The organism is Roseateles sp. GW821-FHT09B06, from assembly GCF_059418245.1.
This window is the reverse complement of the sequence record NZ_JBWKPM010000001.1, coordinates 171,288-187,384: the sequence shown is the minus strand read 5'-3', so window position 1 is coordinate 187,384 and position 16,097 is coordinate 171,288. Positions and strand designations below refer to the sequence as shown.

The following is a 16,097-nucleotide window of genomic DNA, read 5'->3' as shown; positions in this document are numbered from 1 at the left end:
TCCAGGACTGGATCACCGCGCGTCCTCCTGGCCGTCCACATGGTCGGTGCCGGCCAGGCCGCGCGCGGCCAGCAGCACGACCAGGAACAGCGCGGTGGTGGCGAAGCCGATCACGATCGCGGTCAGCACCAGGGCCTGCGGCATCGGGTCGGTGTAATGCTCCAAGGTGGCCGGCAGGCCGGCGCGCACGATGGGCTCGGCGCCGATCGACAGGCTGCCGGTGGCGAAGATGAACAGGTTCACCGCATAGGACAGCAGGGATAGGCCCATCAGCACCTGGAAGGTGCGCGGGCGCAGCAGCAGCCAGACGCCGGCGCCGCCGAGCACGCCGATGGCCAGGGCCAGCACGATCTCCATCAGTCCGCCCCGCCTTCCTGGCCGGCCGCGGCCGACCTGGGCCGGCGCAGCGACTGATGGGCCAGCGCGGTGAGGATCAGCAGGGTGGCGCCGACCACGGCGGCGAACACGCCGAGGTCGAAGAAGGTGGCGCTGGCGAGGTGTAGTTCGCCGATCAGGGGCAGGCTCAGATGGGCCGTGTGGGTGGTCAGGAAGGGGTAACCGAACAACAGGGCCGCCAGTCCCGTGCCGGCGGCGGCCAGCAGGCCCAGCGCGATCCAGCGCACCGGGCGGACGCGCAGCCGCGTCTCCACCCAATGCGTGCCGGCCACCATGTACTGGGCGATGAAGGCGATCGCCACCACCAGGCCGGCGACGAAGCCGCCGCCCGGCTGGTTGTGGCCGCGCAGGAGCAGATGCACCGCCACCACCCAGGCCACCGGCAGCAGCAGGCGCACCAGCACGGCGGGCACCAGCAGATAGCCGAAGGCGGTGTCGCGCGCGGTGCGCGGATGGGCCAGGTCGCTGGCGCCGCCCCGCTGCTCGACCCTTTGCACGGCCTGCTGCTGGCGTGGCGCCCCGATGCTCTCGCGCGGCGGCCGGAAGCAGCGCAGCAGCGCATAGATGGTCAGGCCCACGGCGCCCAGCACGGTGATCTCGCCCAGCGTGTCAAGGCCGCGGAAGTCCACCAGCATCACGTTGACGATATTGCTGCCGCCGCCCTCGGGCAGGGCCCTCTCGATGAAGAAGGGCGAGATGCTCAGCGGGGCCGGGCGGGTCATCATCGCGTAGGCCAGCGCGGCCAGGCCGGTGCCGCTGAGCAGGGCCAGGGCCAGGTCGCGCGTGCGCCGGCCGAGGTTGTGCGGGCTGTCGTCGCCCTCGTCCTCGCCATAGCGCTCGATGCGCTTGGGCAGCCAGCGCAGCCCCAGCAGGAACAGCACCGTGGTGACGAACTCCACGGCCAGCTGGGTCAGCGCGAGATCGGGCGCCGAGAACCAGACGAAGGTCAGGCAGGTCACGAGGCCGGCCACGCCCATCATCATCAGGGCCGCCAGGCGGTGGTACTTGGCCTGCACGGCCGCGCCGATGGCGCAGGCGCCGCCCACCAGCCACAGCACCGCGAACACCGGCGAGAGCGGCACGCGCGGGCGATCTCCCCAAGTCAGGCCCCAGGTGGGGCCGGCGCCGTCCGGCCCGCGCGGCGCCTGCAGCGCCAGCAGAGTTATCGCGGCGGCGGCCAACAGCACGCAGAACAGCTGGGATTGCAGGCGGCGCGTGCCGAGCCGGCGCGTCAGGCGGCGCGCTCCGCCGCTCAGCAGGGCCAGCAGGCGCTCGAACTGGCGCTTGCCATCCAGGCGATGGATCAGCGGCGTCTGCTGAAAATAGCCCTGCTCGAGCCGGCGGCGCAGCAGCAGGTACAGGCCGATGCCGCCGGCCAGCGCCACCAGGCTCATCGCCAGCGGCAGCTTGAAGCCGTGCCAGAGGGCCAGGCTGTACTCGGGCAATGCCGTGCCCACGACGGGCAGCGCCGCGGCCGCGAGCAGCGGGCCGACCGAGTGGTTGGGCATCACGCCGACCACCAGACAGGCCAGCACCAGCAGGGCCACCGGCAGCATCATCCAGCGGTGCGGGTCATGCGGCCGGCGCGGCAGCGCGGCGGCGTCGGTGGGGCCGAAGAAGATGTCGTAGCCGAAGCGCAGCGAATAGACCACCGCGAACACGCCGGCCAGCGTGGCCGCCAGCGGCAGGCCGTACTCCACCCAGGGCAGCGAGCTGATGTAGACCGTCTCGGCGAAGAACATCTCCTTCGACAGGAAACCGTTGAGCAGGGGCACGCCGGCCATCGCGGCGCTGGCCACCATGGCCAGGGTGCCGGTGATCGGCATCAGGCGGAACAGGCCGTCCAGGCGGCGGATGTCGCGCGTGCCGGTCTCGTGGTCGACGATGCCGGCGGCCATGAATAGCGAGGCCTTGAAGGTCGCGTGGTTCATGATGTGGAACACCGCCGCGACCGCGGCCAGCGGGCTGTTCAGCCCCAGCAGCAGGGTGATCAGGCCCAGGTGGCTGATCGTCGAATAGGCCAGCACGCCCTTCAGGTCATTCTGGAACATCGCCGCATAGGCGCCCAGCAGCAGGGTCGTCAGGCCCGCGCCGCCGACGATCCAGAACCATTGTTCGCTGCCCGCCAGCGCCGGCCACAGCCGCGCCAGCAGGAACACGCCGGCCTTCACCAGCGTGGCCGAATGCAGATAGGCCGAGACCGGCGTGGGCGCCGCCATCGCGTGCGGCAGCCAGAAGTGGAAGGGAAACTGCGCACTCTTGCTGAGTGCGCCCAGCAGCACCAGCAGCAGGGCCGGCGTGTAGAGCCGGTGGGCTCGGATCGTCTCTCCGGCGGCCAGCACCGCGTCGAGCTCGTAGCTGCCGACGATATGGCCCAGCAGCAGCACGCCGGCCAGCAGGGCGAGGCCGCCGCTGCCGGTGACCGTCAGCGCCATGCGGGCGCCGCGGCGCGCGTCGCGCCGGTGGTGCCAGTAGCCGATCAGCAGGAAGGAGAACAGGCTGGTCAGCTCCCAGAAGAACACCAGCTGGATCAGGTTGCCCGATAGCACCACGCCCAGCATCGCGCCCATGAAGGCGAGGAAGGCGGCATAGAAGCGCGCCATCGGATCGCTTGGCGACATGTAGTAGCGCGCATAGATCACGACCAGCAGGCCGATGCCCAGCACCAGCATCGCGAACATCCAGGCGAAGCCGTCGACCCGGGCCACCCAGTTGATGCCCAGCGAGGGCAGCCACAGGACCTCCTCGCGGATCACCTCGCCCGCTCGCACCGCCGGCCACAGCAGGGCCATGCGCACGAGGCCGGCCAGCGCCACCAGGCCGGCCAGGGTCGACTCGGCGTTGCGGGCCTTGGTAGGCAGGACGACGGCCAGGGCGGCGCCGAGCAGCGGCAGTGCGATGGTCAGGAACAGCATGGTGCCCGAGTTTAAGGGCCGCTTTTTGTGCCCCCGGCGGGACGCCGGGCCGGCATGCTGGCGCCGCGCTCGAGAGACCCTGGCCGCGCCCCGGGGTTCCGACTCGGGCTCGGGTTCAGGCCTTGCGGCGCTGGTAGTCCACGAAGGCGTAGTCCCAGCCATGGCCGCGCTCGGCCGGGCTGTGGCGGGACTCGCGCGCGAGCTCGGCGAAGTCCGCGCGCGACCAGGGCGGGAAGAAGGCGTCGGCGGCGTCGAAAACGGTGTCCAGCTCGGTCAGCAGCAGGCGGTCGGCGCGCGGCAGGGCCAGGGCATAGATCTCCGCGCCGCCGATCACGAAGACCTCGGCAGCGTCGGCGCATGCCGTCAGCGCGGCGTCCAGCGTGCCGAAGGTCTCGGCGCCCTCCAGCGCCAGGCCGGGCTGGCGACTCAGCACGAGGTTGCGGCGGCCAGGCAGCGGGCGGAACCTGGCCGGGATCGAGTCCCAGGTCTTGCGGCCCATGATCACGGCATGTCCCAGGGTCAGCGCCTTGAAGCGCGCCATGTCCTCGGGGAGGCGGGCCAGCAGCTCGTTGCCGCGGCCGATGCCGCCATCGCGGGCGACGGCGGCGATCAGTGAAATTCGGCTCATACGTGGCTCAGGCGCGGCTCATACCGCCACCGCCGCCTTGATGGCCGGATGGTGCTGGTAGTCCTTCAGCTCGAAGTCCTCGTACGCGTAGTCGAAGATCGAGGCCGGGCGGCGCTTGATCAGCATTTGCGGATAGGCGAAGGGCTGGCGCGCCAGCTGGGTCTGCACCTGCTCGAAATGGTTGCTGTAGATATGGCAGTCGCCGCCGGTCCAGACGAAGTCGCCCAGTTGCAGATCGCATTGCTGGGCCAGCATCTGGGTCAGCAGCGCATAGCTGGCGATGTTGAAGGGCACACCCAGGAAGATGTCGGCGCTGCGCTGGTAGAGTTGGCAGGACAGCTTGCCGTCGGCCACATAGAACTGGAAGAAGGCATGGCAGGGCATCAGGGCCATCTGGCCGAGTTCGGCCACGTTCCAGGCGCTGACGATGATGCGGCGCGAATCGGGGTTGCTCTTCAGCTGCTTGACGACCTCGGCGATCTGGTCGATATGGCCGCTGGGATTGTCCGGGGTGGGCGCCGGCCAGCTGCGCCACTGCACGCCGTAGACCGGGCCCAGGTCGCCGTCCTCGCGCGCCCATTCGTCCCAGATCGTGCAGCCGCGCTCCTGCAGCCATTTCACGTTGGACTCGCCGCGCAGAAACCACAGCAGTTCCAGGATGATGGACTTCAGGTGCACCTTCTTGGTGGTCACCAGCGGGAAGCCCCGGCTCAGGTCGAAACGCATCTGGTGGCCGAACACGCTGCGCGTGCCGGTGCCGGTGCGGTCGGTCTTGGCGACGCCATGCTCGAACACATGGCGCATGAAATCTTCGTACTGGGAGGGGGCGCTCATGCCGGCATTCTAGGCTGAATCGACATTCAATCCGGTAGCCAAGCCAGGCAGGCGGCGAGGCAAAGGAAGGCCATGAAGTGGGCGGCCTTGCGGTCATAGCGGGTGGCAATGCGGCGGAACTGCTTGAGTCGCCCGAAGCAGCGCTCAATGGCATTGCGCGCTCGGTACAGCGTGGCATCGAAGGGGCGCGCCTGCTGGCAACTGCGTGGCGGTATCACAGCTTGCGCGCCAGCCGCCTCGATCTGCGCCACGAGCGCGCGGCTGTCATAGCCCTTGTCTGCCAGCACATGCGTCGGCTTGAAGTCTTTGATCAGCTCTGGAGCCTGGGGGATGTCATTGACTTGCCCCGGCGTGAGGATCAGCCTCAACGGCCTACCCTGGCCATCGCTGGCCATGTGAATCTTCGTGCTCAGACCGCCTCGGGAACGCCCCAGAGCCGGATTCTTGGCCCCCCTTTTCCGGTCGCGGCCTGCTGGTGCGCGCGGACGATGGTGCTGTCTATCAACAAGTACTGATTGCCCCGGTCTTTGACCAGCACCGCAAACACCTGCTCCCAGACCCCGGCCGCCGCCCAGCGCGTGAAGCGCTTGTGCACGGTCTTGTACTTGCCGTAGCGCTCCGGTAGATCGCTCCAGCGAGCCCCTGAGCGCAGCACCCAAAGCACGCCATTGACGAATGCGCGGTTGTCTGCACCACTGCGTCCAGGGTCCGAGGCCTTGCCGGGCAGCAAGCCCTCAAGACGTTCCCATTGGTGATCTGTCAGTTCGTAGCGGCTTGGGCGAGACATTCGGGCCTTGTTCCTCCTGCCCGAATCGTCTCATCTCTTAACACCTCCGCTCTGAATGTCGATTCAGCCTAGGGGCGCTCGCCACGCGCCAGCCGCGCCTCGATGTCGTCCAGCACCGGCAGCAGCTGCGCGACGCTGTCCACCACGTAATGCGCGCCGTCGGCCCGCAGCTGGGCCGTGGCGCGCTCGCGCAGCGCCTGCTGCTCGGCGGCCGGCAGGGCCTGCCATTCGGCCAGGCTCAGGCCCACCGCATTGCCGCTGACCGCGACGCCGACGGTCCAGCAGCCCGCGTTCAGGCCTTCGGCGATGCCGACCCCGGTGTCGTCCACCTTCAGCACGCGGTCCGCCGGCCAGACGCCGAGATCGGCAAAGCAGCGGTACATCATCAGCGGCGAGGGCCGCCCCGCGGCCAGGTCGCCGGCGCAGACCAGGTTGTCCGGCACATAGCCGCCGGCCGCGGCGAGCGGGCTCACGACCTCCATGATGGGGCGGTTGTAGCCGGTGGTGGAGCCGATCTTCAGGCCGCGCGCGCGCAGCGCGGCCACGGTGTCCAGCGCGCCGGGAATGAAGTCGGCGAAGTCGGGCACCACGGCCGCGTTCATCGGCGTGAAGACCTCGTAGAGATGGTCGACATCGGCGTCCGCGAAGGGGCGGCCATGCCGCACCTGCCATTGGGCGGCGATGCGCGGCAGGCCGCCCAGGGCCTTGATATGGTCCCATTTGGCCATGCCCATCGGGCCGCGGGCCTCGGCGATGCTGATCTCGATGCCGAAGCGCTCGAACAGGCGCACGAAGGCGCCCATCGGCGCGCGCGAGCCGAAGTCGACGATGGTGCCGGCCCAGTCGAACACGACGGCCTGCAGACGGATTTGTTCGTTCTTCATTCGGTATGCTCCTTCAGCGGCCCAGGCCCATCGCGTGCAGGCTGCGCGCCACCGCGTCCACCGCCTGCTGCATCTCCTTGGGGCCGATCGCGCCGATGCAGCCGACGCGGAAGGTCTCGAGCTCGGTCAGCTTGCCCGGGTAGAGCATGAAGCCCTGGGCCTTGGCGCTGGCATAGAAGGTCTTGAAGTCGTAGCGCGGATCCTCGGGCGCCAGGAAGGTGACGATGATCGGCGACAGCAGCGCCGGCCGCAGGAAGGGTTTCAGCCCCAGCGCCGCGAGGCCCTCGACCAGCACGCGCTGGTTGGCCTGGTAGCGCGCCAGCCGGGCGGGCTGCCCGCCTTCCTCCTGGAACTGCTTGAGCGCCTCGGCCAGCGCCGCGACCACATGGGTGGGCGGGGTGAAGCGCCATTGGCCGCTGCGTTCCATGTAGGTGTATTGATCGTGCAGGTCCATCGCCAGCGAATGGCTGCTGCCGGCGCAGCCGTCCAGGATGTCCTTGCGGATGAAGACGAAGCCCATGCCGGGCACGCCCTCCAGGCATTTGCCGCTGGCGGCGATCAGCGCGTCGAAGCGCAGCTCGCGCGCGTCGATGGGCAGGGCGCCGAAGCTGCTCATCGCGTCGACGATCAGGCCACGGCCCAGGCGTTCGCACACCGCGCCGACCTCATCCAGCGGGTTGATGATGCCGGTGCCGGTCTCGCAATGGATCAGGCCCACATGGGTGATGCTGGGGTCGTCCTCCAGCAGGCGCTCGAGCTCGGCGGCCGAGACCGGCTGATCCTCGGGGCGGGTCGCGATGGTGGTCCTGCGGCCCATCAGGGTGGCGAGACGGCCCATGCGCTTGCAGTAGGCGCCGTTGTCCAGCACCAGCAGATGGCCGTCGCGCGGCACGACGGTCGCGACCGCGGCCTCGACGCTGAAGGTGCCGCTGCCCTGCAGGGGCACGACGACATGGCTGTCCCTGCCGTGGATCACGTCCAGCAGGCCGGCGCGCAGGGTGGCGGTCAGCGCGTTGAAGTCGGCGTCCCAGGAGCCCCAGTCCTTCAGCATCGCGAGCTTGGTGCGCAGGGTCGTGGTCAGGGGGCCGGGGGTGAGGAGGATGTTGTCGCGGTCCATGATGGGTTCGGAAAGGGCGGCTCAGCGCTGGCGCCAGGCCTGGGTGCGGTGCTGAGCCCAGCGGCCCAGCAGCAGGTAGAGGAAGTTCACGGCGGTGGAGACGCCGACGATCAGCACGGCCATCGCGGTGGCCGCGCCGATCTCGCCGGCCTCGTCCAGGTTCAGGATGGCCACCGAGGCCAGGCGCGTGTCGGGCGAGTAGAGGAAGACCACGGCCGAGATCGTGGTCATCGCGTTGACGAAGAAATAGCGCGAGACATCGATCAGGGTCGGCAGGCAGATCGGCAGGGTGACGCGCCACAGGGTTTTGTAGAAGGGCACCTTCAAGGAGGCCGAGACCGCCTCGAACTCGGCATCCAGGGCCTTCAGCGCCGTCACCATGGTCAGGTGGCCGGTGGTGTAGAAGTGCACGATGGTGCACAGCACCAGCAGCGCGCCGCTCTGGTACATGAAGTGCAGCGGATTGGCGGGCGCGTTGAAGAAGAAGATGTAGCCCAGGCCCAGGACAAGACCCGGCACCGCCATCGGCAGGCTGGCAAGCAGGCGCAGCAGGGCGCGCAGGGCGTCGAGGCCACGGGTCTTCTCCAGCAGGTAGGCGCCGGCGAAGACGATCACCGGACCGATCAGCGCGGTGCCGGCGGCCAGCTTCAGGCTGTTGACGACCGCGTCGCCCAGCTCGGCGTCGATGATGCCGCTGACATAGTGGTTCAGGCTCGGGCTCAGGTTGTAGGGCCACAAGGTCACGAAGGAGGCATAGACCGCCATCAGGAACATGGCCAGCATCAGCGCGGCGATCAGGCCGCAGTAGGCCAGCATCAGCAGGTCGAAGCCGCGCGCTGGCCGCGGGCAGAGGGCGACGGCACGCGCGCTGAGCATCGCGGTCTGGCGGCGCTGCAAGAGCTGGTCGATCGCGAAGCTGAGGACCGCCGGCGTCAGCAGCAGCAGGGCGACCACGGCGCCGCGCTGGAAGTCCTGCTGACCGATCACCAGCTTGAACACATCGGTGGCCAGCACATTGAAGTCGCCGCCGACCACCTTGGGCACGCCGAAATCCGTGATCACCAGGGTGAAGGTCACCAGGGCCGCCGAGATCAGACCGTATTTGGCGCCGGGCAGGGTGATCGTGAAGAACTTGCGCAGCCGCGAGGTGCCCAGCGCGTCGGCGCTCTCGTAAAGCCTGGCGTCGGCCATCGACAGGGCCGTGACCAGGATCATCAGGGTGTGCGGGAACACCGCGAAACACTCGGCCAGCACCAGGCCGGAGGCGCCATAGATGCTCTCGAAACCCAGCAGGTTCCAGAAGCCCTTGGCCACGCCCTGGTTGCCGAACCAGTAGATCAGCGAGATGGCCGACAGCAGCGAGGGCGCCAGCAGCGGCAGCAGGCTGATGCTGCGCAGCAGGCTCTTGGCGGGCATGCAACTGCGCGTCAGACCGTAGGCGAAGGTGAAGGCCAGCGGCAGCACGATGGCCGTCACCAGCAGCGCCACCCAGAGGCTGTTCCACAGGCTGCTGAGCAGCGCCGGCGAAGCGAGATAGGCGATGAAATGGGCCAGCGCCCCCTCCTTGCCGCCCTGCGCGAAGGCCTGGGAGAGCAGGGCCAGCAGCGGCCCGCCCAGGCCGATCAGCAGCAAGGCCGTCACGGCGAGCAGGCCCAGATGCGCCAGCCGCTCCGAGGCCGGCACGCGCAGGCGCATGCCGGCGGTGGCGGGGCGGGCACGAGGGACGGAGGGCATGGGTGGCAGCGCTTTGGCGGCGGTATTCACGAGGCGCTCGCCGGAAATGCGCGCAGTCGGTCGGTGCGCAGGGCAAAGCGCAGACGCCGGCCGGCGGCGACGCCGAATTCATCCATCTGGTTCAGCGAGAACTGCAGGTCCACCGGCTGGTCTTCCATGCCTTCGATCGCGATGCGGGCCAGGCAGTTGCCGCCCAGGAATTCGACCCGCTCGACCCGGCCCTCGCACAGGCCCGGGTGATCATCGGCCAGGCCCTCGATGACGCGGTCCTCGGGGCGCAGATACAGGGCCGCCGCGGCGCCGGGGCCGAACTCCGCGCCCTGACCGGGCGGGCATTGCCAGCGCTTGGCGCCGCAGCGGAACCAGCGCTCGCCCTCGGAGACGGCATCGAGCCGGTTCACCTTGCCGACGAAATCGGCCACGAAGGCCGAAGCGGGCTGACGGTAGATCTGCATCGGCGTGCCGATCTGCTCGATGCGCCCCTGGTTCATCACGACGATGCGGTCGGCCACCGACAGCGCCTCCTCCTGGTCGTGCGTGACCATGATGGTGGTGACCCCGAGCTTCTTCTGCAGCGCGCGGATCTCGTTGCGCAGATGCACGCGCACGATCGCGTCCAGCGCCGACAGCGGTTCGTCCAGCAGCAGCAGGCCCGGCGCGGTGGCCAGCGCACGCGCCAACGCGACGCGTTGCTGCTGGCCGCCCGACATCTGGGCCGGATACTTGCCGCCGCTGCCCGGCAGCCCGACCAGGGCCAGCAGCTCCTCCACCCGGGCGGCGCGCTGGCCGCGGGGCTGGCCGCGGTTCACCAGGCCGTAGGCCACGTTCTGCGCGATCGTCAGATTGGGGAACAGCGCGTAGGACTGGAACACGATGCCGTAGTCGCGGCCGGCCGGAGGCGCGCTGGAGATATCGCGGCCGTCCTGGATCAGGCGGCCGTGGGTCTGTACCTCCAGACCGGCGATGATGCGCAGCAGGGTCGTCTTGCCGCAGCCCGAAGGGCCGAGGAAGCAGACGAACTCGCCGCGCTGGATGGCGAGCTGGATGTCCTGCAGGGCCGTGAAAGCGCCGAAGCGCTTGTTCAGGTCCCGCAGTTCCAGATAGGGCTGGGTGCTGGTCATCGCCGGCTTTCTCGGGCTTACTTCTTCTTCTCGCTCTTGACGTCGTAGCGCTTGGTCCATTCGGCCAGCACGCGCTCGCGGGCGTTGGCGGACTCGGTGAAGTCCAGCTTCACCAGGCGCGCCTCGTAGTCGCCCGGAATGTTGGCCAGCTTGGGCGCCACGCCGGGCTGGGCCGTGATCGCGAAGTTCTTGCCGTACAGCTGCATCGCGTCCTTGCTGGAGGCCCAGTCGGCCAGCTTCTTGGCGGCCTCGAGCTTCTTCGTGCCCTTGTGGATCGCGAAGGCCTCCAGGTCCCAGCCCAGGCCTTCCTTGGGGAACACCAGCTCGATCGGCGCGCCCTTGCTCTTGTTGCTGTGGCCGCGGTACTCGAAGGAGATGCCGGCCACGTATTCACCGGCGGCGGCCATGTTGCAGGGCTTGGAGCCGGAGTGGGTGTACTGGGCGATGTTCTCGTGCAGCGCGTCCATGTACTTCCAGCCGCCGCCCTTGCCGTTGTCGTCGCCCCAGAGCTTGAGCCAGGCCACGACGTCGAAGTAGCCGGTGCCCGAGGAGGCCGGGTTGGGCATCACGACCTGGCCCTTGAATTCGGGCTTCAGCAGGTCCTTCCAGGTCGTCGGCAGCGGGATGTTGCGCTTCTTGGCCTCGACGGTGTTGAAGCAGACGGTGGCGCCGAACACGTCCATGCCCCACCAGGCCGGCACGGCCTTCTTGTCGCGGTACTGCGGCATGATGGCGTCCAGGTTCAGCGGCGCATAGGGCTCCAGCATGCCGTTGCTCTGCAGCAGGGCGAGGCTGGAGGCGGCCACGCCCCACACCACGTCGGCCTGCGGGTTGGCCTTCTCGGCCAGCAGCTTGGCGGTGATCACGCCGGTCGAGTCGCGCACCCATTTGATCTCCACGTCGGGCACCACCTGGTTGAAGGCGGTCTGGTAGGCCTTCAGCTGGTCGGTCTCCAGCGCCGTGTAGACGGTCAACTGCACCTTGTCGGCAGCCAGCGCGCCGCCGGCGAGCGCCGCGCCCATCAGGCCGGCAAGCATCTTCCTCATCAAGAACGTCATCGTTAGCTCCTTGGCAATGAACAGCCGCGTTTATGGCTTTTGCAAATGACAAACCCGTGTCACATGAGCAATGCAAGATCGAGACCAAGGGTTTTTGTAGGGTGGATGTTGTCGATTGTCGACAATCTTCAATGTTCTCGAATCAGGTCGATACACTGGAATCCATTATGAGTACCGCCAGCCCGCTTCAGCCAACCATCGCACAACTGCAGCGCAATTCGCTCGCCGACCTGGTGCAGACGCATATCGAGGCGCAGATCCTCTCCGGCGCGCTGCAAGGCGGCGACAAGCTGACCGAGCAACTGCTGGCCGAGCAGCTGGGCGTCTCGCGCGCCCCGGTGCGCGAGGCCTTCCGCATGCTGGAGGAGGCGGGTCTGGTGCGCACCGAGAAGAACCGCGGCGTGTTCGTGCGCGCTGTGCCGGTGGAGGAGGCGCTGGAGATCTTCGAGGTCCGCGCGATGATGGACCAGTATGTCGGCCGCAAGCTGGCCGAGACCCTCAGCACCCTGCAGGTGCGCGAGCTGCGCCGCCTGGTCGAGACGATGGAGCAGGCCGCCAAGACCGACGACGCGGCACTGTTCCACGAGACCAATCTGGCCTTCCACGACCGCCTGCTGGAGCTGGCCGGCAATGCCAAGCTGACCGCGGTCTACCGCAAGCTGACCAAGGAACTGACCCTGTTCCGGCGCCAGAACCTCAGTCATGACTCGATGGCCGTCTATGCGCGCGAGCATCGCCAGATCGTCAAGGCCATCGCCTCGGGCGATGTCGAGGCGGCCGGTGCGGCGATGTTCGAGCATGTGATGAACAGCCGCGAACGCACGCGGCAGAAGCACCGGCCGCAGGCGGACTGACGACGGTCGGCCGACCCAAAAACGACCCAATACCGATCGAAACCCGATCGAAGCACGAGGAGCCGCCGCCATGGCCCTGACCCTGGAAGACATCGAAATCCTGCTGTGCCGCCACGGCCATGCCCAGTACAGCGGCGAGCCCGTGACCCAGCTGGAGCATGCGCTGCAGTCGGCCCTGCTGGCCGAGGCCTCGGGTGCGGACGACGAGCTGGTCGTCGCCGCGTTGCTGCACGACCTGGGGCATCTGCTCGATGCGCCCGGCGCACCGGGCCGGCATGACGATACGCCGACCCTGCAGGGCATCGACGATCTGCATCAGTACAAGGTCATTCCCTTCCTGCGCGGCCTGTTCTCCGAGCGCGTGCTGCAGGCCATCGCCGGCCATGTGGACGCCAAGCGCTGGCTCTGCGCCGAGCGGCCGCACTATCACGCCAGCCTCTCGGAGGACTCGCGCCGCAGCCTCGAACTGCAGGGCGGCATCTTCACGCCCGCGCAGGCCGCCGCCTTCATCGCCCGGCCCCATGCCCAGGATGCGGTGCGCCTGCGCCTGTGGGACGACCTGGCCAAGCAGCCGGACCTGGAGACGCCGCCGCTGGCGCATTACCTGGCGCTGGCGCGCCGCTGCGCGCTGGCGCCGGCGCCGGCCTGATGGGAGCGATGGGGGACATCACCGCGCCGGTGCTGCTGGCCGTGCTGCTGGGGGCTCTGTTGCACGCCGGCTGGAACGCGCTGATCAAGTCCGCGCCCGACAAGGCGCTGAACACCGCGCTGATCCACGGCATCGGCACCTTGCTGGCGCTGCCGCTGCTGCTGCTGGTCGGCCTGCCGAAGGCGGTGGCCTGGCCCTATGTGATCGCCTCGACCCTGATCCATATCGGCTACTACAGCGCCCTGGCCGGCGCCTACAAGCATGGCGACCTGGGCCTGACCTACCCGCTGATGCGCGGCAGCGCACCGCTGCTGGTGGCGCTGGGCAGCGGTGCGCTGCTGGACGAGCGCCTGTCGCCGCTGGCCTGGGCCGGCGTCGTGACGATCTGCGCCGGCGTGCTGGCGTTGGGCTTCTCGAATGCCGGCGGCGCTGCGGCGGACGACGAGCAGCGCCGCCGCAAGGCGATCCGCTACGCGCTGTTCAATGCGGTCTGCATCGCGGCCTACACCGTGGTGGACGGCCTGGGCGTGCGCGCCAACGGCGCGGCGCCCTCCTATGTGGCGGCGCTGTTCCTGCTGGACGGCCTGCCTTATCTGAGCATCGTGCTGTGGCAGCGGCGCCGGCGCCTGGCCGAGGTGCGCGCCTATGTGGGCGAGCGCTGGGTGGCGGCCGCCGGCGGCACCGCGGCCTCGCTGGGCAGCTACGGCATCGCCCTCTGGGCCATGATGCATGCGCCGGTGGCCACGGTGGCGGCGCTGCGCGAGACCTCGGTGCTGTTCGCCGCGCTGATCGGCACCCTGCTGCTGCGCGAGCGCTTCGGCTGGCAGCGTGCGGCCGGCACGCTGGTCATCGTGGCCGGCATCATGGCGCTGCGCGCGGGCTGAGACCTTGTCGATCGCGGTGGCGCGCCGGCACGCGATTCGCTAGGCTCGCGCCATGGCATACCGACAAACTCTCGGCGGCGTGAATTGGCAGTTCGCCGATCTGCGCGCGCTGCTGGCCAAGGCCAGCCCGGCGCGCTCCGGCGACGCATTGGCCGGCCTGGCGGCCGACAGCGCCACCGAGCGCATGGCGGCGCGCCTGGCGCTGGCCGAGCTGCCGCTGAAGACCTTTCTCGCCGAGGCGCTGATCCCCTACGAGGCCGACGAGGTGACGCGGCTGATCGTCGACAGCCACGCGGCCGCGGCCTTCGCGCCGGTCGCGCACCTGACGGTCGGCGACTTCCGCGACTGGCTGCTGTCCGAGGCGGCCGACGCCGCGGCGCTGGCGGCGCTGGCGCCGGGCCTGACGCCCGAGATGGCGGCCGCGGTCAGCAAGCTGATGCGCAACCAGGACCTGATCGCGGTGGCGCGCAAATGCGTGGTCGTCACGCGCTTTCGCAACACCATCGGCCTGCCCGGCCATCTGGCCGTGCGCCTGCAGCCCAACCATCCGACCGACGATCTGCGCGGCATCGCGGCTTCCATCGTCGACGGCCTGCTCTATGGCGCCGGCGATGCGGTGATCGGGGTCAACCCGGTGAGCGACAGCCTGGTCCAGCTGGAGGAGCTGCTGCGCCTGCTGGACCGCGTGATCCGGCAGCTGGCGATTCCGACCCAGGCCTGCGTGCTGACCCATGTCAGCAACAGCCTGGCGCTGATGGAGCGCGGCGTGCCGGTGGACCTGGTGTTCCAGTCGGTGGCCGGCACCGAGCAGGCCAACAGGAGCTTCGGCATCGACCTGGCCCTGTTGCGCGAGGCGCGCGCGGCGGCGCTGGCGCAAGGTCGCGGCACGCTGGGCGACAACGTGATGTATTTCGAGACCGGGCAGGGCAGCGCGCTGTCGGCTCAGGCCCACCATGGCGTGGACCAGCAGACCTGCGAGGCGCGCGCCTACGCGGTGGCACGCGAGTTCAGGCCGCTGCTGACCAATACCGTGGTCGGCTTCATCGGCCCCGAGTATCTGTACGACGGCAAGCAGATCCTGCGCGCCGGCCTGGAGGATCATTTCTGCGGCAAGCTGCTGGGCCTGCCGCTGGGCTGCGACGTCTGCTACACCAACCATGCCGAGGCCGACCAGGACGATATGGACAATCTGCTGACCCTGCTGGGCGTGGCCGGCGTCAGCTTCGTGATGGGCGTGCCGGGCGCCGACGACATCATGCTGAACTACCAGAGCACCTCCTTCCACGACGCGCTGTATCTGCGCCAGACCCTGGGCCTGCGGCGCGCGCCGGAGTTCCAGGCCTGGCTGGAGGCGCAGGGGCTGGTCGACGCGACGGGTCGCTTGCTGCCGGTCGGCCCGCAGCATCCGGCGCTGGCGCGGCTGCGCGCCCCATTGCTGTCCGCCGCATGAGCAAGCAAGACCTGCAGCACAGCGACGCCGCCTGGGCCGACCTGCGCGCGCTGACCCGCGCGCGCATCGCGCTGGGCCGCAGCGGCGCCGCCCAGCGCACGCGCGACATGCTGGCCTTCGGCGTCGACCATGCGCTGGCGCGCGATGCCGTGCATCTGCCGCTGGATGTGGGCGCGCTGCGATCGCAGCTGCGCCGGGACGGCTTTGCCGAGCCGCTGCTGCTGCGCAGCGCCGCGCCCGACCGTGGCACCTACCTGATGCGGCCCGACCTGGGCCGGCGCCTCGATGCGGCCAGTGCCGCGGCGCTGGCGCCGCAAGCCGGCATCGAGCTGCTGCCGGTGCTGGCCGACGGCCTGTCGGCCCTGGCGGTGCAGCGCTATGGCCCGGCCCTGCTGCGCGCGCTGCGCGAGCGCGCCGGCGAGCTGCGGCTCGGCCCGCCGGTGATCGCCACCCAGGCGCGCGTGGCGCTGGGCGACGAAATCGGCCAGCGCCTGGGCGCACGCATGGTGCTGATGCTGATCGGCGAGCGTCCCGGGCTGAGCGCGGCCGACAGCCTGGGCCTCTATCTCACTCACGGGCCGCGGGTCGGCCGGGTCGACGCCGAACGCAACTGCATTTCCAATGTGCGCGCGCATGGCATGCCACCCGAGGAGGCGGCGCGCCGCCTGCTGTGGCTGGCGCGCGCGGCGCTGCGCCTGGGCGGCAGCGGCGTCGCGCTGAAGGACCTGAGCGATCTGCCGGTGCTGCCGGCCGCGGCGGGGCCGGCGCCCAAGGCGTCATAGTGCG

At 69.4% G+C, this 16,097-nt stretch carries 14 protein-coding genes and 1 pseudogene; 5 read left to right on the top strand and 10 right to left on the bottom strand.

What is annotated here, in order from left to right:
• Positions 1-12 precede the first annotated feature (12 nt).
• The 10 genes and pseudogenes from AC07OQ_RS00950 to AC07OQ_RS00905 all read right to left on the bottom strand — a co-directional run bounded on the left by AC07OQ_RS00950 (position 13) and on the right by AC07OQ_RS00905 (position 11,474).
• On the bottom strand, positions 13-357 hold the full coding sequence (locus tag AC07OQ_RS00950; protein WP_495051201.1) for a Na+/H+ antiporter subunit C: 345 nt from the start codon (positions 355-357) through the stop codon (positions 13-15).
• On the bottom strand, positions 357-3,311 hold the full coding sequence (locus AC07OQ_RS00945; protein ID WP_495051200.1) for a monovalent cation/H+ antiporter subunit A: 2,955 nt from the start codon (positions 3,309-3,311) through the stop codon (positions 357-359). Before AC07OQ_RS00945 ends, AC07OQ_RS00950 begins: the two co-directional genes overlap by 1 nt.
• Positions 3,312-3,426: 115 nt before the next feature.
• A complete protein-coding gene (locus AC07OQ_RS00940) occupies positions 3,427-3,939 on the bottom strand; it encodes a dihydrofolate reductase (RefSeq protein ID WP_495051199.1) in 513 nt (170 codons plus the stop codon).
• A gap of 18 nt (positions 3,940-3,957) precedes the next feature.
• Positions 3,958-4,773, bottom strand: a complete 816-nt coding sequence (locus AC07OQ_RS00935; RefSeq protein WP_495051198.1) for a thymidylate synthase — start codon at positions 4,771-4,773, stop codon at positions 3,958-3,960.
• A gap of 26 nt (positions 4,774-4,799) precedes the next feature.
• Positions 4,800-5,560, bottom strand: a pseudogene (locus AC07OQ_RS00930) (IS5 family transposase).
• Between the two features lie 68 nt (positions 5,561-5,628).
• Complete coding sequence (gene phnX, locus AC07OQ_RS00925) at positions 5,629-6,444, bottom strand: phosphonoacetaldehyde hydrolase (RefSeq protein WP_495051197.1); 816 nt, start codon at positions 6,442-6,444, stop codon at positions 5,629-5,631.
• A gap of 13 nt (positions 6,445-6,457) precedes the next feature.
• On the bottom strand, positions 6,458-7,561 hold the full coding sequence (locus tag AC07OQ_RS00920) for a 2-aminoethylphosphonate--pyruvate transaminase (RefSeq protein WP_495051196.1): 1,104 nt from the start codon (positions 7,559-7,561) through the stop codon (positions 6,458-6,460).
• A gap of 21 nt (positions 7,562-7,582) precedes the next feature.
• Positions 7,583-9,295: a putative 2-aminoethylphosphonate ABC transporter permease subunit gene (locus AC07OQ_RS00915; protein WP_495051195.1), complete on the bottom strand. Its 1,713-nt coding sequence runs from the start codon at positions 9,293-9,295 to the stop codon at positions 7,583-7,585.
• A 26-nt stretch (positions 9,296-9,321) separates the two neighbouring features.
• Complete coding sequence (locus tag AC07OQ_RS00910; protein ID WP_495051194.1) at positions 9,322-10,416, bottom strand: putative 2-aminoethylphosphonate ABC transporter ATP-binding protein; 1,095 nt, start codon at positions 10,414-10,416, stop codon at positions 9,322-9,324.
• Between the two features lie 17 nt (positions 10,417-10,433).
• Entirely contained in the window at positions 10,434-11,474 is a 1,041-nt protein-coding gene (locus tag AC07OQ_RS00905) for a putative 2-aminoethylphosphonate ABC transporter substrate-binding protein (RefSeq protein WP_495051193.1), read from the bottom strand.
• A 167-nt stretch (positions 11,475-11,641) separates the two neighbouring features.
• On the opposite strand from AC07OQ_RS00905, the gene AC07OQ_RS00900 reads away from it, so the two are divergent.
• The 5 genes from AC07OQ_RS00900 (at position 11,642) to eutC (ending at position 16,093) form a co-directional block, all read left to right on the top strand.
• Entirely contained in the window at positions 11,642-12,328 is a 687-nt protein-coding gene (locus tag AC07OQ_RS00900) for a phosphonate utilization associated transcriptional regulator (protein WP_495051192.1), read from the top strand.
• Between the two features lie 70 nt (positions 12,329-12,398).
• Positions 12,399-12,977 carry a phosphonate degradation HD-domain oxygenase gene (locus AC07OQ_RS00895; RefSeq protein ID WP_495051191.1) on the top strand — a complete coding sequence of 193 codons (579 nt, stop codon included), beginning with the start codon at positions 12,399-12,401 and terminating at the stop codon, positions 12,975-12,977.
• A gap of 8 nt (positions 12,978-12,985) precedes the next feature.
• Positions 12,986-13,861 carry an EamA family transporter gene (locus AC07OQ_RS00890; protein WP_495051190.1) on the top strand — a complete coding sequence of 292 codons (876 nt, stop codon included), beginning with the start codon at positions 12,986-12,988 and terminating at the stop codon, positions 13,859-13,861.
• A 52-nt stretch (positions 13,862-13,913) separates the two neighbouring features.
• Positions 13,914-15,311: an ethanolamine ammonia-lyase subunit EutB gene (locus tag AC07OQ_RS00885; protein WP_495051189.1), complete on the top strand. Its 1,398-nt coding sequence runs from the start codon at positions 13,914-13,916 to the stop codon at positions 15,309-15,311.
• Complete coding sequence (gene eutC, locus AC07OQ_RS00880; protein WP_495051188.1) at positions 15,308-16,093, top strand: ethanolamine ammonia-lyase subunit EutC; 786 nt, start codon at positions 15,308-15,310, stop codon at positions 16,091-16,093. Before AC07OQ_RS00885 ends, eutC begins: the two co-directional genes overlap by 4 nt.
• The last annotated feature ends 4 nt before the right edge of the window (positions 16,094-16,097 follow it).

Bases quoted from the DNA above. Each gene is read 5' to 3' on its own strand.
- AC07OQ_RS00910 (WP_495051194.1), bottom strand. From the start codon at position 10,416: ATGACCAGCACCCAGCCCTATCTGGAACTGCGGGACCTGAACAAGCGC.
- AC07OQ_RS00915 (WP_495051195.1), bottom strand. From the start codon at position 9,295: ATGCCCTCCGTCCCTCGTGCCCGCCCCGCCACCGCCGGCATGCGCCTG.
- AC07OQ_RS00905 (WP_495051193.1), bottom strand. From the start codon at position 11,474: ATGACGTTCTTGATGAGGAAGATGCTTGCCGGCCTGATGGGCGCGGCG.
- AC07OQ_RS00945 (WP_495051200.1), bottom strand. From the start codon at position 3,311: ATGCTGTTCCTGACCATCGCACTGCCGCTGCTCGGCGCCGCCCTGGCC.
- AC07OQ_RS00950 (WP_495051201.1), bottom strand. From the start codon at position 357: ATGGAGATCGTGCTGGCCCTGGCCATCGGCGTGCTCGGCGGCGCCGGC.
- AC07OQ_RS00890 (WP_495051190.1), top strand. From the start codon at position 12,986: ATGGGGGACATCACCGCGCCGGTGCTGCTGGCCGTGCTGCTGGGGGCT.
- phnX (WP_495051197.1), bottom strand. From the start codon at position 6,444: ATGAAGAACGAACAAATCCGTCTGCAGGCCGTCGTGTTCGACTGGGCC.
- AC07OQ_RS00940 (WP_495051199.1), bottom strand. From the start codon at position 3,939: ATGAGCCGAATTTCACTGATCGCCGCCGTCGCCCGCGATGGCGGCATC.
- AC07OQ_RS00935 (WP_495051198.1), bottom strand. From the start codon at position 4,773: ATGAGCGCCCCCTCCCAGTACGAAGATTTCATGCGCCATGTGTTCGAG.
- eutC (WP_495051188.1), top strand. From the start codon at position 15,308: ATGAGCAAGCAAGACCTGCAGCACAGCGACGCCGCCTGGGCCGACCTG.
- AC07OQ_RS00895 (WP_495051191.1), top strand. From the start codon at position 12,399: ATGGCCCTGACCCTGGAAGACATCGAAATCCTGCTGTGCCGCCACGGC.
- AC07OQ_RS00885 (WP_495051189.1), top strand. From the start codon at position 13,914: ATGGCATACCGACAAACTCTCGGCGGCGTGAATTGGCAGTTCGCCGAT.
- AC07OQ_RS00920 (WP_495051196.1), bottom strand. From the start codon at position 7,561: ATGGACCGCGACAACATCCTCCTCACCCCCGGCCCCCTGACCACGACC.
- AC07OQ_RS00900 (WP_495051192.1), top strand. From the start codon at position 11,642: ATGAGTACCGCCAGCCCGCTTCAGCCAACCATCGCACAACTGCAGCGC.